Genomic DNA, 18015 nt, shown 5'->3' with positions numbered 1-18015 from the left:
TCTCCTGGGCGTCGGTATCTGTCGGCAAGTGCATGTTCATGCCCGAACGCTAGCAGAAGTGGCAGCCCGGTTTAATGCCGGCGGCGCGAAAAGCAGGGGAAGACTGGCGACGGCCTGCCGCGACGGAGCCATGTTGCGCCGGGCCGGCGTGGCGCTCTATGGTTCTCGTGGGGCAAGGGCGGCGGGAACTTAGGTGGATCAGGACAGGCAGGAGACTTTCGATGAGATGGTTGGCCCGGTCGGGTCGACCGTCGAACGCCTATGGCTGCTGGCGACGCGTCGCGCCCACCGAACCGCGAACAAGCTGAGGGTTTCGGCCCGCAAGCGCTTTCCCTATATCCTGCCGGCACGCGGTCCCTTGTCCGACCTCGACGGCGGCATCGAGATGTCGGCTCACATATTCAGCCGCGATCCGCTGGTGCTCTATATGCCGGTCGGCGGACCCCGTCCCCTGCATCCGCTGGCGGCCATTGGCCGGCGCCTTGCCGCGCGGCGCGCCACCTTCCTGCTGATGCCGATGTGGACGATGGAGAGGCCGGCCATCGTTGCCCAGATCGGCCGCGATCTTGCCTGGTACGCAGCGCGTTTTCCCCTTCATGAGGTCATCTTCCTCTGCAACAACGAGGAAGAGCGTCGTCTCATCGCCGGGGTCGGCGGCAATGCCATGTTCTCCAATCACAACCTGATGATATCGGAAGAGGTTTTCCGGCCGCTGCCGGACGTGTCGGTCGAGTTCGATGCCGTCTACAATGGCCGGATATCGCCGATGAAACGCCACTATCTTGCGTTCGAAATCGACCGGCTGGTGTACGTCACCTATTCGATCGGCGAATTGACGCCGTCGGCCGCCCGCGCCTTCATTCGCCGTCTCCAGGCGCAATCGCCGCGTCACCTAATCGCCAATCCGCTGGTCGACGGTCTGCCCGGCAGACTGACCTCCGCCGAGGTCAACCATGTCTACAACCAGGCCGCGGTCGGACTTTGCCTGTCCGCCGTCGAGGGGGCGATGTATTCCAGCATGGAGTATCTGATGGCCGGGCTGCCGATCGTCAGCACGCCGAGCCTCGGCGGGCGCGACGTCTATTTCGATCCGGACTATTGCCTGGTCGTCGAGCCGGAGCCGACGGCCATTCGCCGCGCCGTCGACCGGCTTCGCGATCGCGCCATACCGCGCGAGGAAATTCGTGGCAGGACGCTGGAAAAGGTCCACGCGCAGCGGCTGGAACTCGCGGCGTTCCTGTCGGCGCTTTTGCGGCGCAAGGGCAGCAGCGCTCCCCCGTTGGAGACGTGGCCGTTCTCCGGCACGGAGGGTCTGATGCGCTGGGCCACCGTGCGGGAAATTGCCGCGCTCGTCGGCGAGCCGGACCGGGCCTGATCGCTTGGCCGTTTACAGCGCTGCCGTGTAGCCTTAATCCGAAGACACATAAAACACGCACCTGCCTCAAGGGTGCGCACAGGCGAGGAAATCGAAAGCATCATGGCCAGGAAAACCGAAAGCAGCGGCCCCTCCGTCAGCCCCGAGGAGGCGTTGGAATTCCACGCCATGGGGCGGCCCGGCAAGCTGGAGATCGTCGCCACCAAGCCGATGGCGACGCAACGCGATCTGAGCCTCGCTTATTCGCCGGGCGTCGCCGTTCCGGTGCGCGCCATCGCCGAGGATCCGAGCCGCGCCTTTGACTATACGACGCGTGGCAACATGGTCGCCGTCATCTCCAACGGCACCGCCATCCTCGGCCTCGGCAATCTCGGCGCGCTGGCCTCGAAGCCGGTGATGGAAGGCAAGTCCGTGCTGTTCAAGCGCTTCGCCGATGTCGATTCGATCGACCTAGAGGTCGACACCGAGGACGCCGACGAGTTCATCAACTGCGTGCGCTTCCTCGGGCCTTCCTTCGGCGGCATCAATCTCGAGGACATCAAGGCGCCCGAATGCTTCATCATCGAGCAGCGGCTGCGCGAACTGATGGACATCCCCGTCTTCCATGACGACCAGCACGGCACCGCCATCATCTCTTCCGCCGGATTGATCAATGCGTTGGAGATCACTGGCCGCGACATGAAGACCACCAAGATGGTCTGCAATGGCGCCGGCGCCGCCGGCATCGCCTGTATCGAGCTGATGAAGGCGATGGGTTTCGCGCCCGAAAACATCGTCCTGTGCGACACCAAGGGCGTCGTCTACCAGGGCCGCACCGAAGGCATGAACCAGTGGAAGTCGGCGCATGCGGTCAAGACCGAGGCGCGCAGCCTCGCCGAAGCGCTGGACGGCGCCGACGTCTTCCTCGGCCTGTCGGCCAAGGGCACGTTGACCCCTGCGATGGTGCAGTCGATGGCGAAGAACCCGATCATCTTCGCCATGGCCAATCCCGATCCGGAGATCACGCCGGAGGAGGTGGCCGAGATCCGCACCGACGCCATCATGGCCACCGGGCGGTCCGACTATCCGAACCAGGTCAACAATGTGCTGGGCTTCCCCTACATCTTTCGCGGCGCGCTGGATGTGCGCGCCACAACCATCAATGACGAGATGAAGATCGCCGCCGCCAGGGCGCTGGCCGAGCTGGCGCGCCAGGACGTGCCGGACGACGTCGCCGCCGCCTATCAGGGCAACCGGCCGAAATTCGGCCCCAACTACATCATTCCGGTGCCGTTCGATCCGCGCCTGATCTCGGCGATCCCGCTGGCGGTGGCCAGGGCCGCGATGGACTCCGGCGTTGCCCGCAAGCCGATCCTCGACCTTGACCGCTATGCGCAGGAGCTGTCCGCCCGCCGCGACCCGATCGCTTCGACCTTGCAGCGCATCTACGACCGCGTGCGCCGCCAGCCCAAGCGCATCGTCTTCGCCGAGGGAGAGGAGGAGCAGGTGATGCGCGCCGCCGTCTCCTATGTGAACCAGAAGCTCGGCACGGCGATCCTGCTCGGCCGCGACGATGTCATCAAGGACAATGCCAGGAATGCCGGCATCGACCTCAACAAGCAGGGCCTCGAGATCATCAACGCCAGGCTGTCGCGCCGCAACGGCATCTACACCGACTATCTCTACGAGCGCATGCAGCGGAAGGGTTTTCTGTTCCGCGACTGCCAGCGGCTGATCAACAACGACCGCAACCACTTCGCCGCCTGCATGGTGGCGCTCGGCGATGCCGACGGCATCGTCACCGGCGTCACCCGCAACTATTCCACCGCGCTCGATGACGTGCGCCGCATCATCGACGCCAAGCCCGGCCACCGCGTCATCGGCGTGTCGATCGTGCTCGCGCGCGGCCGGACGGTGCTGGTCGCCGACACCGCCGTGCACGACATGCCGAATGCCGAGCAGATCGCCGACATCGCCGAGGAGGCGGCCGGTTTTGCCCGCCGCATGGGGTATGAGCCGAGGATCGCCATGCTTGCCTACTCCACCTTCGGCCATCCGCAGGGCGAGCGCTCAGAGCGCGTCCAGGAAGCGGTGCGCATCCTCGACAAACGCCGCGTCGATTTCGAGTATGACGGCGAGATGGCGGCCGATGTGGCGCTGAACCCGCGCGCCATGGCGCAATATCCGTTCATCCGGCTGACCGGCCCGGCCAATGTGCTGATCATGCCGGCGTTCCACTCGGCCTCGATCTCGACCAAGATGCTGCAGGAACTCGGCGGCTCGACCGTCATCGGCCCGCTGCTGGTCGGCTTGAACAAGCCGGTCCAGATCGTCTCGTTGAACGCCAAGGACTCAGACATCGTCAACATGGCGGCGATCGCGGCCTATACGGCGGGGAATTGACGGTCTTTCGACGTTCAACTCGAACAACAAAAAGGCCCGCAGCAATTTGCCGCGGGCCTTTCCTTGTGAGCTCGCAGCTTCGATCAGAACGAGCGCTGGAAGCGGACGATGCCGCCCCAGCTGTTCTTCTTGTCGGCCTTGGCAAAGTTGAAATCGTCGGCATCGCTGAACTTGCCGTCGTGGACATAGTCGACTTCGGTCGTGATCGTGAAGCCGGGAACGATCGTATAGGCTACGTTTGCCGCCACGACGGCGTTTTTGGCGTCGTCAGCCGAAACCTGGAGGTTGAAAGCCGCCTTGTCGGTGAACTTGTAGGTGCCGCCACCCCAGACTGCCCAGTTGCCGCCCCAAGGCTTGTAGAAGCCGCGGCCACCGGCCGGAATTGCCCAGCTCGCGTCGCTGAGATTGTCGTCGGTGCCGTAGCCGCCCATAATGAACAGCGACAGTTCCTTGGTGACGTTGACGTCGAGGCGAACCTTGCCGGCCACTTCCTCATAGGAGCTGTCATAAGCGACGACGCCGGTGATCGCGCCCCAGTCGCCCTTGTACTTCAAGCCGCCGACGACGTTGGGAACGTAGCTGTCGATGGTGCCGTGAATGGCGGTGGAGCCGGTAGTGTCGGAGCCTTCTTCGAGCGAGATCACGCCCGAGAATCCGCTGCCAGCGTCGAAGTAGTAGCTGACGACGTTGGTGTCCTTCATGCCGTATGGGATGATCGTGTCCTGGATGACATTGCCGGCATAGCCGATGAACTGGTCGTAAGGCGTTTCGTCCTTACCGACGCGCAGGCCGCCAAGCTGGATCCAGGCGAAGCTCAGCGAAACAGACGTGGCACCGCCATTCGGAAAGTTGAATTTGGTCTCGGTATAGGTCTTCAATGTGCCGAGTTCGGTTTCCTGGCCGGTCCAGGTCTTCAGGTTAAAGCGGGCGTTCTTCTTCCAGGAGTCCTGGGCGTCACCGTCCTCGTGATCGGTGGCCGTGCGACCGTCGAACGAGCCGACATCGCCCACGCCTGCGTCATAGCGGACGTAGCCACCGATGCGCAGGCAGGTCTCGGTGCCGGGGATGTAGAAGTAGCCAGCGCCATAGACGTCGCAGATCTTGACGTATTCGGCCGGTTCCGGCTCGGCGATCGTCACCGCGTCGGCGGCGCGGGCGCCCGAAACTGCGATCAGGGCCGCAGCGGAGCCGAGAAGAAGGCTCTTGATGTTCATTTTCTTGAATCTCCAGTCAAAGGTTCAAGACAGGCCTGACATGCCGTTCGGCTTTTGCCACCCCCGTCCCCATCGTTGAAAAAGCACGCGCACCGGCGCCGCTTCTTCGCTTTGGACATGGCTTAATCGACGGTATCGCACAACAGAGATTGTGTCGGAATGGCGGCTTTTTGAATCTTCTGAAAGTCTTGTTGCCCAAATATCACGTCACATATCTGCAAAGATGGGACATTCTGAACGTTGCGTACAATCGAAACGTCAGAAAAGCTGTAAAATGTGCCAGATGTGCCGATTATTACAGTTTTATGACAGGAAGTTTGCCCGAATAGATTTCTAAAAGTGCGGATAAACGTGGAAAAATCGACACCGGGAGACGCGGGGTCAGGATAGGGTGCGGGCGGCGCGGAGCACGTCCTCGACCAAGTCTTTCCGCAACATCTCGATGGGGACGCGGCCGCCGAGCTCGGGCGAGGGCCGGGTCAACCAAAACCAGGCCAGCCTCGGATTGGTGATCGCCGACATCACGTCGCTTATGCCTGGAACCGGCCTGCCATCGACGAATTGGGCCAGCGGGAAAACGTGCTTGCGGCCGCCCTTGCGCAGGGCAACGACCTCGCCGCGCCTTTGCCAGCGATGCAGCGTCGAACGCGGAATACGCAGCTTCTCTTCCAGATAGGTCGATCCGGCGACCTCGCCGGCCCAATCTTCGATCAGCATCGACTGGAGATCGGCGGCGCGTTCTGCGATATTCTGAAGCCTTCCCGGCTCCAGCGGCATGCGTCCGGAGACCTGATCGGACATCGCCGAACCTTCGCTCGCGATTCTGCCCGACATCGTACGGAAGAATTCGGAGACAAGCGCGGTCCGATCGCCCTTGAACGAATCGATTGCAAGGCGCTGCGCCTGCGGCAGGAAGGGAAGAGCGGCCGCCACGCTGCCGGCGAGCGCACTGGCCGAAACCAGGGCTTGGGCGTCCAGCAGGACACCATGCTGCATCAATGCCTGCTGCACAGCCTCGGTCACCAGGCGTGCCAGGGTCTCTTGCGAAATCCCCTCGGGCGGGGTCTGAAATCTGGTCATGCGTTCGTCTTGTGGCCCGCGCTTCTCCCCTTGCGCAGGCTGTTGCTGAAATTCTATCGCGGAACGCAAAAATTGCGGCGACAACGGACGCCGCAGCCCGGCAGGTTGCTGGCTTGCATCTTCACACCCCTGGTTTGGCGCACCGAAATGTCAGTCGCGGAACGCCTCATCCTGCGTGTAGAAGCGCTCTGTGACAGGGGAGCGACAGAGAGGCCAATTTGGAGCCTGCTCGCGATGACGCTGCGGTACTGTGTTCTACGCTTAAAGCAACCCCACCTGCTCGGCCTCCCGGCGCAAACTCTGGCGCGGACGCGGGCCGATCTGCTGGATCACCAGCCCGGCGGCCAATGAGCCGAGGTCGCCGCAATCCTTGAGGCTGCGTCCGCTGGTGTAGCCGTAAAGGAAGCCGGCGGCATAGAGATCGCCGGCGCCGGTCGTGTCCACCAGTTCCTTGATCTTCGTCGCCTCGATGGTGACGGTCTCGTCGCCGCGCACGATGACCGAGCCTTTTTCGGAACGGGTGACGGCGGCGATCCTGCAATCCTTGCGGATGGCGGCGAGCGCCTCCTCGAAGGAAGCGGTCTGGTAGAGCGACTTGATCTCGTGGCTGTTGGCAAAAACGATGTCGACGGTGCCCGAACGCATCAGTTCGAGGAACTCGTCGCGATAGCGGTCGACGCAAAAGGAATCCGACAGTGTCATCGACACTTCGCGGCCGGCCGCGTGCGCCAGCTTCGCCGTCTGGCGGATGGCTTCCTTGGCGCGCGGCGGATCCCACAGGTAACCCTCGAAATAGGTCACCTTGGCGCCGGCGGCCTTGTCGGCCTCGACATCCTCGGGGCCAAGCTCGACGCAGGCGCCGAGATAGGTGTTCATCGAACGCTCGCCGTCGGGAGTGACGAAGATCATCGAGCGCGCCGTCGGCGGTTCGCCCTCGAGCGGCCCGGTATCGAAGGCCACGCCCTGGGCCTGGATATCATGCGTGTAGATTTCGCCGAGCGCGTCGTTCGACACCTTGCCGAAGAAGGCGGCCCGTCCGCCGAGACTGGCGACACCGGCCGCGGTGTTGCCGGCGCTGCCGCCGGAAGCCTCGATCGCCGGTCCCATGCGGCTGTAGAGCAATTCGGCGCGCCTGGCGTCGATGAGATTCATCGCGCCCTTGATGATGCCGTTGGTCTCGAGAAAAGCCTCGTCGCACTGCGCGATGATGTCGACAATGGCATTGCCGATGCAAAGCACGTCATATTCCGGCATCGAAATCTCCGCCAATGACCACCCGGCTATCTGGCATGCCGGCCGGGCGCGGGTCTAGCGGCTAGCAGCCGCTTTGCCTACCCCGAAAATCGGCGCCGGTTTGCTTCGCGCCGACCTTGGCCCAGATTGTTCGCCGGCTGCGGCAGTGTTCGCGTCGAACTGGCCCACAACAGTCGCGGCGCTCACGGCTATGGTTTCATCGTCATCGAAATATTTCCGCTGTGCCATGCGCTAGAAGCGGATCGTTTCCGGCAACAGGCTGAAGGCACGAAACAAAAATGTCCGAGAAGACCGACATGACGACCGAGCTGGCGCTGCTGGCCGTGTTGGCTGTGCTTTGGGGTGCCTCCTACACGTTCATCAAGATCGGCGTCGAGACAATCCCGCCGGTGACCTTCATCGCTGGACGCACGCTGATTGCCGGCGGCATTCTGCTTGGCCTCATCCGCTGGCGCGGCCTTGCCATGCCGCGGGACACAGTCAACTGGCGCCGCTTCATGTTCCAGGCCTGCCTCAACAGCGTCATCCCGTTCACGCTGATTGCCGCTGCCGAGCGCTCGATCGACGCCGGTCTTGCGACGATCCTGAACGCGACATCGCCGATCTTCACCTTCCTGCTGACGGCGCTGATCACCCGCCACGAGCCGGTGACGGTGCGAAAGCTGGTCGGCGTCGGCGCCGGCATCGCAGGCATTTGCCTCATCGTCGGCGCCGAGGCTCTTGGCAGCATCGGCCATCAGCTCTGGGCGCAGCTTGCGGTGGTCGCCGCCACCATCTGCTATGCGGGCGCCGCCATCTTCGGCCGAAACTTCAGGGGGCTGGATCCGATGGTGCCGGCGGCCGGGTCGATGATCTGCGGCGCCGCGATCCTGATTCCCTTGAGTCTCGTCTTCGACCGGCCCTGGACATTGACGCCGTCGACGGCATCGATCTTGGCTCTCTTCGGACTCTCGGTCTTCTCCACCGCGATCGCCTTCTCGATCTTCTTCCGGCTCATCCACACGCTGGGCTCGGTCGGCACCACCTCGCAAGCCTATCTGCGCGTGCCGATCGGCGTCGGCATCGGCGCCGTTTTCCTCGGCGAAAGCCTCGGGCCGACGGCCTGGCTCGGCATGGCCTTCGTCGTCGCCGGCGTCGCGGCCATGACCATTCCGGCCAGGCAGGCACGGCTTGTGCAATAATACCGTGTCGCCCAGAAGTGCGCAGCGGTTGGGAGAACGACATGACAAAGCCCAAAGCGTGTCGATGCGACGCGCTTCAGTTGCGCCTGGAATCAAGCCAGCCTATCTGCGAAGCGTCGTTTCTCGATGAGAGCCTGGACCTGCCGTGATCCCAGACGCCGCCCGCGCCGCCGCCAGCCGGCTGTTCTCGCCCGAATTCCGCTCCGTTTTCCTGAAGACGCTGGGGCTGACGCTGCTCGCTTTGGTGGCGCTCTGGCTCGGCCTGGAGAGCCTGCTCGAATGGCTGGCCTGGCCGTGGCTGCAGACGCTGCTCCCCGGTCTGCCGTCCTGGGCCGGATGGCTGGGCGGCATCGTTGCCGGCATCGTTCTGGCTGTGGGTATGGCTTTACTAATCGCGCCGGTGACGGCGATCGTCGCCGGCCTGTTCCTCGACGATGTCGCCGAAGTGGTCGAACGTACCGACTACCCCAACGACCCGCCCGGCCGCGCCCTGCCGGCACTGCATTCGCTTGTGCTGGCGATCAAATTCTTCGGCGTGGTCGTCCTCGGCAACATCGTCGCGCTGCTGCTGCTTCTGGTGCCGGGCATCAACATTGCCGCCTTCTTCGTCGTCAACGGCTATCTGCTCGGCCGGGAATTCTTCGAGTTCGCCGCCATGCGTTTTCGCCCGGAGGTGGAGGCCAAGGCGCTGCGCCGCAAATATGCCGGCACGGTGTTCCTGGCCGGACTGGTCATCGCCGTCTTCCTCGCCGTGCCGCTGCTCAACCTTCTGACGCCGCTTTTCGCTGCCGCAATGATGGTGCATCTGCACAAGGCGGTTGCGGCGCGGGAGCCGGTTTAGAGCAATTCCAGGAAAAGTGTTGGACGATCCAGGCCCGGCGCCTTCGCCGTAGCCTTCCGTCCGGAATTGCGTCCAGCACCTACTCGGTGCCGCCGCCACGGAACAGCGCCTGCAGCTTGCCGAACGGCATCGCCGCGCGGGTGAAGCCGAAGGTACCGTCCTGCTGGATCTCGCGCGCCGCCGTCTCCAGCATGCCATAGGCGAAATTGGTCAGCCACGGTCCGAGCGAGATACGCTTCACCCCGGCCATGGCAAGGTCGGCGGTGGTGAAGCCGGGTCGGGCCATCACATTGACCGGCCGGCCCACCGACGAGCAGATCGTGCGCACCATTTCGACGTCGCTGATGCCCGGCGCATAAAGCACGTCGGCGCCGGCCTTCTCGAAGGCCTGCAGCCGCTTGATGGTGTCGTCGAGGTCGGTCTTGCCCCACAGGAAATTCTCGGCCCGCGCGGTGAAGACGAAATCGTGCTTGAGCGCCCGGGCCGCCTCGACGGCGGCAGCGACGCGTTCGACGGCATGCGAGAAATCGTAGATCGGATCGGCCGGGTCGCCGGTGTGGTCCTCGATCGAGCAGCCGGCAAGGCCGGCGGCTTCGGCAGCGAAGATGGTTTCGGCCGCCTGTTCGGCGCTGTCGCCCTTGCCGCGTTCGAGATCGGCCGAAACAGGCAGGTCGGTTGCCGCGGTCACCTCGCGGCAATGGTGGATCATGGCGTCGAAGGTCACGGCGCCGTCCGGCAAGCCGCGCGAGAAGGCGAAGCCGGCGCTAGTCGTGGCCAGCGCCTTGAAACCGAACGAGGCCAGAAGCTTGGTGGTGCCGACATCCCAGGGGTTGGGTATGACGAAGGTGGAGGCATGCAGGTCGCGAAAAATCTTGCCCTTGTCCATGGCGGTCCTCAATCATGAGAAGTGTCTTGCGGGGAATTTATCGCGGTCGCCCGGCTCGGGCAAACGAATGCGGTTGGTTCAGAAGCGTTTCTCGTTGTCTGCTGACAAACGTTTGAGGGCGTCTGAATCCGCCATGTAGCGCGACGCTTTATTGTTCCAATGGTAGGTGACGGAGATATCCTTCGACGCCGCCTCGGGCGGCGCATCGTCGCAGCTTTCCTCGCTTGGCACCATGGCGTCGGTCACCGTGACCTTGATGGCTGCATGGGGCTGGCCGCCCGCAATGGTATGGAACGCTATGTCCTGCTTGCGGCTGTAGGCACACAGCCTTTCATCGAACGTGTAGATCATGTCGATCAGCTCGAACTTGTCGTTGCGCCGGGTGCGATCAACGGATCGGCACCAACTCTGCCAGTTCGCGCATGTCGTCGAATAGGATGCCGCCGGCCGCCGCCAGGCCATCGCGGTCGGAAAGCGGATCGGCGTAGTAGGAGAACACCCGCATGCCGGCGGCGATGCCGGCTCGAGTTCCCGCGACGCTGTCCTCGATGACGATGCAGTCGGGGGGCGCGAAACCCATCGTTTCTGCCGCGTGGAGGAAGAGATCCGGGAAGGGTTTGCCGCGGCTGACCATGGTGGCGGAAAACATGGCATGCTCGAACAGCGGCAAAAGCCCGGTCTGGCCGAGCGTGATGTGCATCTTCGAGGCCCGCGCCGAGGAGGCGACGCAATAGGCGATGCCGGCCGCGCGGACTGCTTCGACGAACTCGCGCACATGAGGGATCGCCTCGACGCCATGTGCGAAGAGATCCGGCAGGCCGGCATTCCAGCGCTCGACGAAGTCGGCGCCGAGCCGGACCTTTGTCGTCTCTTCGATCTCTTTTTGCACCGAAACCATGCTGCGGCCGGAAAAATGCTTGCGGCAATATTCGAAGCTGGTCGTAAAACCGGCGGCGGTCAGCCATTCGGCGAGGCGTCGATTGGCAAGATTCTCGGTATCGACCAGAACCCCGTCGCAGTCGAAGATGACCAGCTTTGGAACTTGCATCTTATATCAAGCGGTACCGGTCGACCCGAACCCGCCGGCGCCGCGGGCCGTGCCGCCGGCCAGCGCTCTTTCCTCGACCGAAACCTGGGTCACGGCCGCAAAGACGATCTGGGCAATGCGCATGCCGCGCGTCACGGAGAAATCCTCGTCGCCGAGATTGACCAGCAGCACCTTCACCTCGCCGCGATAGTCGCTGTCGACGGTGCCGGGCGTGTTAAGCACGGTGAGGCCATGCTTGAAGGCAAGGCCCGAGCGTGGCCGCACCTGGCCCTCCATGCCTTCTGGGATTTCCAGGACGAGCCCGGTCGGCACCAACGCGCGTTTTCCCGGCAAGATCAGCACGGGCCGGTCTTCCGGCACGGCGGCGCGCAAATCCATGCCGGCGGCGCCGGCGCTCTCATAGGCCGGCAGAGGCAGGCCTTCGCCATGCGGAAGCCTGACGAAACCGACGGCGGGGCCGATGACGGAGGAAGGATAGACAGCGGTGCGCATGAGCCCATTCCTATCGGCGCGAATGCCGATTCGGTCAACTCGACCGTGACGCTATCCAAGGCTTTCTTTGAGGCGTCACGATGACTTCGCTTTCCAGCGTAGACGTTTCGATAAGATTGTTGCGCTGGTGGAATGCTTACTTGACGATTGGCGAGAACGCTCATCGCTTCGTCATCCACGGGCGGAGCAGGAGCGAAGCGACGCGGCGCAGACCCGAGGATCCATTCCGTGACATACGAGCGTAGCAACGGTCCAGAATTCTGCTCGGCTGCACTCCTTGGCTGAGGTCACGGAATGGATCCCAGGGTCTCCGCGACGGAGCTTCGCTCCTGCTTCGCCCAGGGATGACGAAGTTGGTAGGTTTCGGCCAATCTAGCGCAATTCCACCGGCACCACGGTCGTCTCCTTGATCTCCTCCATGACAAAGGATGCCGAGACATCCGACAGCGCCACTTTGGCGATCAGCCGCTGGTAGAGCCGGTCATAGGCTTTGACGTCGGCGACGCGGGCTCTCAGCACATAGTCGAGGTCGCCCGACATGCGATAGGCGCCGGTGATCTCGGCAAAGCCGGTCACCGCGGCTCGGAACTTCAGCAGCCAGTCCGGGTCATGGTTCGACGTGCGGATCAGGATGAAAACGGACAGGCCGAGTCCGAGTTTGTCGGCATCGACCAGCGCGACGCGCCCGGTGATGACGCCATCCTCCTCCAGCCGCTTGACGCGCCGCCAGCAGGCGTTGCGCGACAGCGCCACCCGCTCCGACAACTGGTCGACCGAAAGCGTGCCGTCGCGTTGCAGCTCCGCTAGCAATCTTCGATCAATCTCATCGATTTCTATCGTCATGTTGGGATGAATGTCCCATGAACATGCCAAAAGCAAGGACAATTTGGGATCAATGAACCAAGGCGCCGTGGCACGATACTCAATATCGGGGCTTGTCCCGGCAGGAGGGATCACCATGACGACACGGTTTACGGCACTGTTCACCTCTCATCCGGAGAAGGTCGGCGAGACCTATTTCGGCCACATGGCCTTCGCTGCCTGGTTCTGTTCTCGCCTGTCGATGGCCGCAGGTGCCGCGCTCGTTCACGCTTTCTTGCCGTTTCTGTTCGAAACTACGGCGAGCCGAATTGTTCGCGAACTCTATGAGCGCACGCACAACAGAGGCTCACATGCGGTCAAGGAGCCGGCGGCTCTGATGGATCGCGCCTGATAAATGGTGGAAAGCGATGTGCCGGTGGGCGGCCTATCTTGGTGAAGCGGTCTTCCTCGAAGACATCATCACCGCGCCTTGCCACTCGCTGATTGCCCAGAGCCACTGCGCCCAGGAAGCCAAGTCGCCGACCAATGGCGACGGCTTCGGCCTTGCCTGGTATGGCGACCGGCCCGAGCCCGGCCTTTATCGCGACATCCTGCCGGCCTGGTCCGACCCCAATCTGAAAAGCCTGTGCCGGCAGATCAAATCGGGCCTGTTCCTCGCCCATGTGCGCGCCTCGACCGGCGGCGCCACCAGCCGCATGAACTGCCATCCCTTCATCTCCGGCCGCTGGTCGTTCATGCATAACGGCCAGATCGGCGGCTTCGAAAAGATCCGCCGCGCGCTGGAGAACGCGCTTTCCGACGAGGTCTTCGACCAGCGTGAAGGCACCACCGATTCCGAGCTCTTTTTCCTCCTGATGATCGACCAGGGACTGGCGGCCGATCCGCAGGGCGCGGTGTCTCGGGCGGCGGGCCGCGTCGTCGAGGCCGCGCGCCGCGCCGGCATCGAGCCTGCGCTGAAACTGACGGCGGCGTTCTCGGACGGCGAGGCGCTGTACGCCGTGCGCTATGCCACCGACGACCACGCGCCGACGCTCTATACCGGCGCCTTTGCCAGGCGTGCCGGCCATTGCATTGTTTCCGAACCCTTCGACCGCGACGGCGGCGAATGGCAGGCGATCTCGCCGTCGAGCTTCGTCACCATGACGAGGGACGGCACCAGCATCCGTCCGTTCGCGCCGGTGGCGGTCCCGCTGGCGCTGGCGGGCTGAACCCCTCGGCGCAATTTCGATCAAGCGCAGCCGTCCTCCCGGTGCTGAATTCGGCTTGAAGCCGTCTCGCGATCCGCCATCTTCGTAGCGAGCGGCAACAGCCGGAGTCTCCGCCATGGACCTAGCCTTCTCCTCCACCATCGAACTGGCCACCGCGATCGCGGCCCGCAAAATCTCGGCTGTCGAGGCGCTCGACGCGCATCTGGCGCAGGTCGACCAGCACAATGAAGCGGTGAACGCCGTCGTCATCCTCGACCGGGACGGAGCACGCGAACGCGCCCGACAAGCCGATGCGGCACAGGCCCGAGGTGACACGCTCGGGCCGCTGCATGGCGTGCCTTTCACCCTGAAGGACGCGCATGAGACGGCGGGCATGAAGACGACTGCCGGCTTTCCGCCCTTCGCCGACCATGTGGCGAGACAGGACAGTCCTGTCGTCTCTCGAATGAAAGCAGCCGGCGGTGTGCTGATCGGCAAAACGAATGTCGCCACCATGCTGGGTGACTGGCAGTCGGACAACCCGTTGTTCGGACGCACCGGTAATCCGTGGGATCTGTCGCGCACAGCGGGCGGCTCCAGCGGCGGCGCTGCAGCCGCCGTCGCCACCGGCATGACACCCTTCGATGTCGGCACCGACATGCAGGATTCAATCCGCCTGCCTGCCGCCTTCTGCGGTGTCTACGGCCTCAAGACAACCGAGCATCGCGTCTCGCTGGCCGGGGCTTTCCCCAATCCGGGCGATGCGCCACGCAGCGTGCGGCTGATGTCCTGCGTCGGCCCGCTGGCGCGCAACGCCGAGGACTTGGCGCTGATCTATCGGATCATCGCCGGGCCGGACGGAGCGGACACCGATTTGCCGCCCGTGCCCGTGGAGACGATGCCGAAGCTTGCGGTGGAATCGCTGCGCATCGCCTTCGCCGGTGTTTTCCCAGGCTTTCCGGTGGCTGCCGAGATCAGCGCCGCCGTAGAGAAACTGGCTACGCAACTCACGTCGGCCGGCGCGCGCGTCGAGGACGCGAAATTGCCGAAGCTCGATCTGCGTGACGATTTGTCGGAGGGCGGCAAGCTGATCGGCATGATGCTCGAGGCCGCCCAGCCGGAAGCGCCGGAGCAGCAGGCGCCGGTGTCGAAGTGGTTCGCTGCGCTTGCCCGCCGCGACCGCTCGATCCATGCCTGGGAGCGCTTCTTCGAAAGCTGCGACGCCTTGCTCTGTCCCGTCGCCATGACGACAGCCTTTGCGCATTGCAAGCCCGGCAGCCCGCTCAAGGTCAACGGCAAGGACGAAAGCTATTGGATGCTGCCGGCTCATGGCGCGGTGTTCAACTATTCCGGCCATCCGGCGGTTGCGATCCCTTATGGCCGGGACAGCAATGGCATGCCGATCGGCCTGCAACTCGTCGGCCGGCATTGGTCGGAAGCGCGGCTGTTCGGCATAGCGGCGGCGATCGCCCCGCTCACCGGCGGTTTTCTCCGACCGCCGGGCTACTGAGCGAAGCGCGACAGGGCGTAAGGCTTGAGCAGCCCGTCGCTCTCGCCGTCGAGGATTTCGCGGGTGGCAAACAGGCCGACGGCCGGCGCCAGCGTGATGCCCGAATGCATGACGGCGATGTAGAGGCCGCCGACGCCCTCCGCGCGGCTGACGATCGGAAAGCCGTCGGCCGGTGTCGGCCGGTAGCCGACGGTGTGGAAATCGAGCTCCAGTCCGTCAGCGCATTGCAAGGCTTCCTTCATGACCGCGAACAAGTCGCGCGCGGTGGCTTCCGGGTTCTCGCCCGGATCGCCGCCGGCGAAATCCGAGCCGGCGATGATGCGGCCCTCCGCCGTCTGGCGCATATGCAGTTTCTCTGCGTGCACCAGCCCGTTGAGCAATCTCCGGTAGGGGTGGGAGTGCACGATGAGACCAGGCGGGGTCTTGATCGGCAATTTGATGCCGGCTGTCGCGGCAATGGCGGGGGCGCCGGCACCGGCCGCGACGACCACCTCTTCGGCGCCGATGGTTTCGCCCGAAGCGACCACGCCGGTCACTTTGCCACCCGATAGGGTCAGCCTGTTGACGGCGCCAAGGATCACCCGCGCGCCGAGCCGCTCGGCATCCATAAGCAGCACCCTGGCGGTTGCGGCTGGTTCGGCCACGCCTTCCTCCGCGACGTAGAGAGCGAGATCAGGCGGCTCGACAAGGTTGGGTTCGATTTGCCCCGCACGCTTGGCGTCGACCCGTTCGATGCCATAGCCCCAAGACGAGTGTTCAGCCGCATAGGCTTCGAGCCTGTCCGGCGGCAGGTCGAAGCAGAGGCCGCCGCACCAGGCGAGCGGCAGCCCGGGCACGTCCTTCGCCAGCCTTTTCCATTCGGCCATGGCGCGGATGCGCAGCTGGAAGTAGACTTCCGGGTTACCCCAGCTGGCATTGATCCAGGCAAAGGAATTGGGTGTGGCGACACCGCCGGCGCCGCTTTCCGAAATGACCGTCACCCGCGCCCCGGCCTTCGCCAGGTGCCAGGCGATCGACGCTCCGATGATGCCGGCGCCGACGACGACAACTTGCTTCGCCACCCTGTTCTCCATCCTGTTCCTGGTGAGGTCCCTCCACCTGCCATTTGCAGGAGATTTTGCCAACGCAAACTTGGCTCTTGACTTAAATACGTACGTACGTATTATACCGTAATGGCTAGGCAATCACTCCGCGAAAACCTCCTCGAAGCCGGCTTCCGGACCATCTGGAATTCCGGCTATGCCGCAGCCGGCGTCCGCGACATCGTCGCTGCGGCCGGCGCCCGGCCGGGCTCCTTCACCAACCATTTTGCCTCCAAGGAAGAATTCGCCGGCGAGGTGCTGGAACGCTACTTCGCTTATGTCAGCGGGTTGGTGGAAAACGCGCTGACGCGTGACGGCACGCCGCCGGCAGGCCGGCTTCGCCGCTATCTCGACGTCATCACCTCGAAGCTCGAAGCGCATGACTGGGCGCGCGGCTGCATGATCGGCAATCTCAGCCTTGAGACGGCTGTTCACAGCGAGCCGCTCCGGTTCAGGCTGGTCGACATTTTCGAGCGCTGGCGCCAGCCATTCGCGGCCTGCATCGCCGAGGGGCAGGCGGCGGGCGAGATAACCAGGGCCATCGATGCGGAGGACCTTGCCGATTTCCTGCTGTCGTCCTGGCAGGGGGCCATGCTGCGCATGAAGGTTGAGCGCAGTCCCGAGCCGCTCGAGCGTTTCAAGAAAATCATCTTCAGCACCGTGTTCGCGAGGGAGTGAGTCCGATGAATCCGATGACCGATAAAGAAGAGCTGCGGCGCGTCGAGGTTGCCGTGCTTGATTCAACGATGTCCTATCTGGAGGCCGGCACGTCGGGCCCGGCCGTGCTGTTCCTGCACGGCAACCCGACCTCCTCCTACATCTGGCGCAACATCATTCCGCATGTCGCACCGTTTGGCCGCTGCATTGCGCCCGATCTGACCGGCTACGGCCAGTCGGGCAAGCCGGACATCGACTATCGTTTCTTCGATCAGGTCCGTTATCTCGACGCCTTCATCGAGGCGCTCGACATCAAGGACCTGGCGATCGTCGCCCAGGACTGGGGCACGGCACTTGCGTTTCATCTTGCGGCGCGACGACCGCGGCGCATTCTCGGCCTTGCCTTCATGGAGTTTATCCGGCCTTTCGAGCGCTGGGAGGATTTCCATCAGCGTCCGCAGGCGCGCGAGCTCTTCAAGGCATTGCGCACGCCGGGTGCCGGCGAGAAGCTGGTGCTTGAGGACAATATCTTCGTCGAGAAGATACTGCCCGCATCCGTCTTACGGCCGATGAGCGAGGAGGAGATGGCCGCTTACCGGGCGCCTTTCCCGACACCGCAGTCGCGCAAGCCGGTGCTGCGCCTGCCGCGGGAGTTGCCGATCGAAGGCCAGCCGGCCGATGTCGCCGCGATCACCGAGCACGATCACCGCGCGCTGCGGCTTTCCTCCTATCCAAAACTGCTGTTCGCCGGCGATCCCGGCGCTCTGATTTCAGCGCAGGCGGCACAGGAATTCGCGGCAGGACTGAAGAACTGCCGCTTCATCGATCTGGGGCCGGGCGCCCATTATCTGCAGGAAGACCACCCCGATGCGATCGGCAAGGCCATTGCCGGCTGGTTGCCGCAAATCGCTTGGGCTGAAAGCGCGGCCGAACCGGCTTGAACCGGAGCCGCGGGTACGCAGCAATGCCCGCCCCATGTCGACAGGCCGGCGCCGCGCTGGTAG

The 18015-nt window shown here is 63.8% G+C and carries 18 protein-coding genes; 9 read left to right on the top strand and 9 right to left on the bottom strand.

Annotated elements, in window-relative coordinates; all coding sequences use genetic code 11:
- The first annotated feature begins 193 nt into the window (after positions 1-193).
- Both RFM68_RS30725 and RFM68_RS30720 read left to right on the top strand, forming a co-directional pair.
- Positions 194-1375, top strand: a complete 1182-nt coding sequence (locus tag RFM68_RS30725) for a glycosyltransferase (RefSeq protein ID WP_320236731.1) — start codon at positions 194-196, stop codon at positions 1373-1375.
- Positions 1376-1477: 102 nt separating this feature from the next.
- Positions 1478-3757, top strand: coding sequence for an NADP-dependent malic enzyme (locus RFM68_RS30720; RefSeq protein ID WP_320236730.1), 2280 nt, complete (start codon positions 1478-1480; stop codon positions 3755-3757).
- Positions 3758-3840: 83 nt separating this feature from the next.
- On the opposite strand, the gene RFM68_RS30715 is transcribed toward RFM68_RS30720, so the two are convergent.
- The 3 genes from RFM68_RS30715 to RFM68_RS30705 form a co-directional block, all read right to left on the bottom strand.
- Positions 3841-4971, bottom strand: a complete 1131-nt coding sequence (locus tag RFM68_RS30715; protein WP_320236729.1) for a porin — start codon at positions 4969-4971, stop codon at positions 3841-3843.
- Positions 4972-5352: 381 nt separating this feature from the next.
- Positions 5353-6135: an MbcA/ParS/Xre antitoxin family protein gene (locus RFM68_RS30710; protein WP_320236728.1), complete on the bottom strand. Its 783-nt coding sequence runs from the start codon at positions 6133-6135 to the stop codon at positions 5353-5355.
- A gap of 177 nt (positions 6136-6312) precedes the next feature.
- The gene (locus RFM68_RS30705; RefSeq protein WP_320236727.1) at positions 6313-7305 is read right to left on the bottom strand and encodes an adenosine kinase; all 993 of its coding nucleotides are present in this window, start codon (positions 7303-7305) and stop codon (positions 6313-6315) included.
- Positions 7306-7583: 278 nt separating this feature from the next.
- Between RFM68_RS30705 and RFM68_RS30700 the strand changes: the two genes are divergently transcribed.
- Both RFM68_RS30700 and RFM68_RS30695 read left to right on the top strand, forming a co-directional pair.
- Entirely contained in the window at positions 7584-8486 is a 903-nt protein-coding gene (locus RFM68_RS30700; protein WP_320236726.1) for a DMT family transporter, read from the top strand.
- Positions 8487-8631: 145 nt separating this feature from the next.
- A complete protein-coding gene (locus tag RFM68_RS30695) occupies positions 8632-9327 on the top strand; it encodes a sulfate transporter family protein (RefSeq protein WP_320236725.1) in 696 nt (231 codons plus the stop codon).
- A 79-nt stretch (positions 9328-9406) separates the two neighbouring features.
- Here the strand turns inward: RFM68_RS30695 and RFM68_RS30690 are convergent, their stop codons facing one another.
- The 5 genes from RFM68_RS30690 to RFM68_RS30670 all read right to left on the bottom strand — a co-directional run bounded on the left by RFM68_RS30690 (position 9407) and on the right by RFM68_RS30670 (position 12596).
- A complete protein-coding gene (locus tag RFM68_RS30690; RefSeq protein ID WP_320236724.1) occupies positions 9407-10213 on the bottom strand; it encodes an isocitrate lyase/PEP mutase family protein in 807 nt (268 codons plus the stop codon).
- Between the two features lie 78 nt (positions 10214-10291).
- Positions 10292-10564 carry a hypothetical protein gene (locus RFM68_RS30685; RefSeq protein ID WP_320236723.1) on the bottom strand — a complete coding sequence of 91 codons (273 nt, stop codon included), beginning with the start codon at positions 10562-10564 and terminating at the stop codon, positions 10292-10294.
- Between the two features lie 37 nt (positions 10565-10601).
- Positions 10602-11261 (bottom strand): HAD family hydrolase, encoded by a 660-nt coding sequence (locus RFM68_RS30680; protein WP_320236722.1) that lies wholly within the window; start codon positions 11259-11261, stop codon positions 10602-10604.
- Positions 11262-11267: 6 nt separating this feature from the next.
- The gene (gene dut, locus RFM68_RS30675) at positions 11268-11753 is read right to left on the bottom strand and encodes a dUTP diphosphatase (RefSeq protein WP_320236721.1); all 486 of its coding nucleotides are present in this window, start codon (positions 11751-11753) and stop codon (positions 11268-11270) included.
- A 372-nt stretch (positions 11754-12125) separates the two neighbouring features.
- Positions 12126-12596 (bottom strand): Lrp/AsnC family transcriptional regulator, encoded by a 471-nt coding sequence (locus RFM68_RS30670; protein ID WP_320236720.1) that lies wholly within the window; start codon positions 12594-12596, stop codon positions 12126-12128.
- A 115-nt stretch (positions 12597-12711) separates the two neighbouring features.
- On the opposite strand from RFM68_RS30670, the gene RFM68_RS30665 reads away from it, so the two are divergent.
- The 3 genes from RFM68_RS30665 (at position 12712) to RFM68_RS30655 (ending at position 15272) form a co-directional block, all read left to right on the top strand.
- Complete coding sequence (locus RFM68_RS30665; protein ID WP_320236719.1) at positions 12712-12966, top strand: DUF6356 family protein; 255 nt, start codon at positions 12712-12714, stop codon at positions 12964-12966.
- A gap of 16 nt (positions 12967-12982) precedes the next feature.
- Complete coding sequence (locus RFM68_RS30660) at positions 12983-13783, top strand: class II glutamine amidotransferase (protein ID WP_320236718.1); 801 nt, start codon at positions 12983-12985, stop codon at positions 13781-13783.
- A 115-nt stretch (positions 13784-13898) separates the two neighbouring features.
- Entirely contained in the window at positions 13899-15272 is a 1374-nt protein-coding gene (locus RFM68_RS30655; protein ID WP_320236717.1) for an amidase, read from the top strand.
- Here the strand turns inward: RFM68_RS30655 and RFM68_RS30650 are convergent.
- Positions 15266-16345, bottom strand: coding sequence for an NAD(P)/FAD-dependent oxidoreductase (locus tag RFM68_RS30650; protein WP_430694980.1), 1080 nt, complete (start codon positions 16343-16345; stop codon positions 15266-15268). The genes RFM68_RS30655 and RFM68_RS30650 overlap by 7 nt on opposite strands.
- Before the next feature lie 99 nt (positions 16346-16444).
- On the opposite strand from RFM68_RS30650, the gene RFM68_RS30645 reads away from it, so the two are divergent.
- Both RFM68_RS30645 and RFM68_RS30640 read left to right on the top strand, forming a co-directional pair.
- Entirely contained in the window at positions 16445-17032 is a 588-nt protein-coding gene (locus RFM68_RS30645) for a TetR/AcrR family transcriptional regulator (protein WP_320236715.1), read from the top strand.
- A gap of 14 nt (positions 17033-17046) precedes the next feature.
- On the top strand, positions 17047-17952 hold the full coding sequence (locus RFM68_RS30640) for a haloalkane dehalogenase (RefSeq protein ID WP_320236752.1): 906 nt from the start codon (positions 17047-17049) through the stop codon (positions 17950-17952).
- Positions 17953-18015 lie beyond the last annotated feature (63 nt).

This window comes from Mesorhizobium montanum (genome assembly GCF_033977145.1).
GTDB classification, from domain to species: domain Bacteria; phylum Pseudomonadota; class Alphaproteobacteria; order Rhizobiales; family Rhizobiaceae; genus Mesorhizobium; species Mesorhizobium montanum.
Note: the sequence above shows the minus strand (reverse complement) of the source record. Positions and strands in the feature narration are given on the sequence as shown.

What these genes read in the sequence shown, in the direction of transcription:
- RFM68_RS30720 (WP_320236730.1), top strand. Translation starts at nt 1,478, where the DNA reads ATGGCCAGGAAAACCGAAAGCAGCGGCCCCTCCGTCAGCCCCGAGGAG.
- RFM68_RS30715 (WP_320236729.1), bottom strand. Translation starts at nt 4,971, where the DNA reads ATGAACATCAAGAGCCTTCTTCTCGGCTCCGCTGCGGCCCTGATCGCA.
- RFM68_RS30705 (WP_320236727.1), bottom strand. Translation starts at nt 7,305, where the DNA reads ATGCCGGAATATGACGTGCTTTGCATCGGCAATGCCATTGTCGACATC.
- RFM68_RS30700 (WP_320236726.1), top strand. Translation starts at nt 7,584, where the DNA reads ATGTCCGAGAAGACCGACATGACGACCGAGCTGGCGCTGCTGGCCGTG.
- RFM68_RS30690 (WP_320236724.1), bottom strand. Translation starts at nt 10,213, where the DNA reads ATGGACAAGGGCAAGATTTTTCGCGACCTGCATGCCTCCACCTTCGTC.
- RFM68_RS30685 (WP_320236723.1), bottom strand. Translation starts at nt 10,564, where the DNA reads ATGATCTACACGTTCGATGAAAGGCTGTGTGCCTACAGCCGCAAGCAG.
- RFM68_RS30680 (WP_320236722.1), bottom strand. Translation starts at nt 11,261, where the DNA reads ATGCAAGTTCCAAAGCTGGTCATCTTCGACTGCGACGGGGTTCTGGTC.
- dut (WP_320236721.1), bottom strand. Translation starts at nt 11,753, where the DNA reads ATGCGCACCGCTGTCTATCCTTCCTCCGTCATCGGCCCCGCCGTCGGT.
- RFM68_RS30670 (WP_320236720.1), bottom strand. Translation starts at nt 12,596, where the DNA reads ATGACGATAGAAATCGATGAGATTGATCGAAGATTGCTAGCGGAGCTG.
- RFM68_RS30665 (WP_320236719.1), top strand. Translation starts at nt 12,712, where the DNA reads ATGACGACACGGTTTACGGCACTGTTCACCTCTCATCCGGAGAAGGTC.
- RFM68_RS30660 (WP_320236718.1), top strand. Translation starts at nt 12,983, where the DNA reads ATGTGCCGGTGGGCGGCCTATCTTGGTGAAGCGGTCTTCCTCGAAGAC.
- RFM68_RS30655 (WP_320236717.1), top strand. Translation starts at nt 13,899, where the DNA reads ATGGACCTAGCCTTCTCCTCCACCATCGAACTGGCCACCGCGATCGCG.
- RFM68_RS30650 (WP_430694980.1), bottom strand. Translation starts at nt 16,345, where the DNA reads ATGGAGAACAGGGTGGCGAAGCAAGTTGTCGTCGTCGGCGCCGGCATC.
- RFM68_RS30645 (WP_320236715.1), top strand. Translation starts at nt 16,445, where the DNA reads ATGGCTAGGCAATCACTCCGCGAAAACCTCCTCGAAGCCGGCTTCCGG.
- RFM68_RS30640 (WP_320236752.1), top strand. Translation starts at nt 17,047, where the DNA reads ATGACCGATAAAGAAGAGCTGCGGCGCGTCGAGGTTGCCGTGCTTGAT.